Raw genomic sequence first — 1,986 nt, forward strand, 5'->3', positions numbered from 1 at the left:
GGCAGGGGAGGGTTAGAATCATCATTTATCCACCTTTGAACTCCGTTCATCCACCTTTGAACTGGATTCATCCACCTTTGAACTCCGTTCATCCACCTTTGAACTGGATTCATCCACCTTTGAACTCCGTTCATCCACCTTTGAACTCCGTTCATCCACCTTTGAACTGGATTCATCCACCTTTGAACTGGATTCATCCACATCAGAACTCCGTTCATCCACCTTTGAACTGGATTCATCCATATCAGAACTCCGTTCAACTCCATCTCATCCACTTACAAGAGATAATCTCAGTAGGCGTTATTTTAAAAGATAGTGCGTGGGCGTAATTACATATCCAGCCCGGTTTGCCGAATTCAGCACAAACTCACGACAAGTAGTAGCTTGCAAGGTTCCTTTTGATGAATAGCACAAAGTTTCTTTTTTTACATAAACAAATTACTGGCTGGCAAAGGTGGTTGTCTAAATGCCTGTTGTTGCTTGCAAGTCTTTTCATTATAAGTACGCAACCTGCTTATGCTGGTCTTAATAATGATTTGTATGATGGCAACATTTTCGTTGTTTATGCTGGTAATGGTTCATTAGTTCCTCCCAGACAGACACTAGCACAGACTTTAGCGGAACATAAACCCGTATTTTTGGCTTTTTATTTGGATGACAGCAGCGATTCTAAAAGATATGCCATTTCTATCTCACGGGTACAGGAATTTTACGGTCAGGTGGCAGAGATTATGCCGATTAATGTAGATACTATCCCGTCTAAAAAGACTTATGACCCTACAGAACCAGGATATTACTATTCTGGGGGTGTTCCTCAAGTTGTGGTGTTTAATAAAGCAGGTGAGGTAGTTTTGAATAAAAAAGGTCAAGTACCTTTTGAAGAAATAGACGACCAATTTCGCAAAATCTTTGATTTATTACCACGCACCGAAACAGCACAGTTAAAGCGACGAGCCTTTAATGAGTTCAGTAGTGAGTTAGCTAGATAACTTATGGGGTAGACCAAATTGGTCTGCCCGAATTTTTCGTGCTATCTGTTACTACATTTCTGCCCATGCCAAAGCATAATATTGAAATATCTGTGTTGACAGATTAGAAAGTTAATCGATAGTCTATAGTCCTTGACTAATGACTAATGACGAATGACCAATGACTAACTAGAGTGGATTCTGATGTCAAAGGTTTACACCACTCAGGAGCTAATTCAGGTTTTGGCAGCCGAACGCCAAGCTTGCCTCAATGGAAAACGCCTAAAGTTAGAGATAACAGCCTCTGGCAATCCTGTAATTGACCAGTTTATTAGAACTGATGGGCTGCAACAATTCACAGCTTATCAAGATTTTAAAGCTGCGATTCACGATTATCAAAAAGAAAATCAAGTTTCAGGTATTATCTGGCGGGAGGTGACAGTTAAAGGTAAAAAGTTGAACTATCCCGAAGTAAATACCGATTTAATAGCCCTCCCTAATGACTTAGAGATATTAAAATCTGCTAAAAATTCCATTGTAGAATTTTGGTATGAAGTCTCGATGGAGATGGATTTATACTTGAGTTTCAATAATAGTAAACAATACCAACAAATTCTTACATCTGATGTAGAAAGAATTGTTCAGAGAACAGAATGGGCAAGTTTGTGTAAGTGGGAAAATTCTAGCTTTTTGGAAATGATTTTGCAGCTAGGATGGGGGAAACCAGAAGAAGCTTACTACAAACGAGGAAGACCGCGATCGGGTAGTGAATATATCCATGCAGTCAATCCTGGGAATCGCCCTATTGGATAATTCGTAATGGCGCTCTCTACGAGACGCTCTTGCTAGCTTGCTTCCCCGCAGGGGTAGACTCGCTATAAGGGACTTCCAATTAAAAAAATATCCAATTTTGTAGGGTGCGTTAGCGACAGCGTAACGCACCGCCAGATATCTCGGTGCGTTACGGCTTTCGCCTAACACACCCTACTGTATATTTTATTTTTTGGAAGTCCCTAAA

At 40.4% G+C, this 1,986-nt stretch carries 3 protein-coding genes; 2 read left to right on the plus strand and 1 reads right to left on the minus strand.

Features of this window, described 5'->3' with window-relative positions; translation table 11 throughout:
* Window positions 1–21: 21 nt before the first annotated feature.
* Complete coding sequence (locus CDG79_RS40270) at window positions 22–243, minus strand: hypothetical protein (protein WP_143855750.1); 222 nt, start codon at window positions 241–243, stop codon at window positions 22–24.
* A 158-nt stretch (window positions 244–401) separates the two neighbouring features.
* Between CDG79_RS40270 and CDG79_RS40275 the strand changes: the two genes are divergently transcribed.
* Entirely contained in the window at window positions 402–989 is a 588-nt protein-coding gene (locus tag CDG79_RS40275) for a thylakoid membrane photosystem I accumulation factor (protein WP_094333107.1), read from the plus strand.
* Between the two features lie 183 nt (window positions 990–1,172).
* Window positions 1,173–1,781, plus strand: coding sequence for a hypothetical protein (locus tag CDG79_RS40280; RefSeq protein WP_094347015.1), 609 nt, complete (start codon window positions 1,173–1,175; stop codon window positions 1,779–1,781).
* Window positions 1,782–1,986 lie beyond the last annotated feature (205 nt).

The sequence above is a fragment of the Nostoc sp. 'Peltigera membranacea cyanobiont' 232 genome (genome assembly GCF_002245985.1).
Taxonomy (GTDB): domain Bacteria; phylum Cyanobacteriota; class Cyanobacteriia; order Cyanobacteriales; family Nostocaceae; genus Nostoc.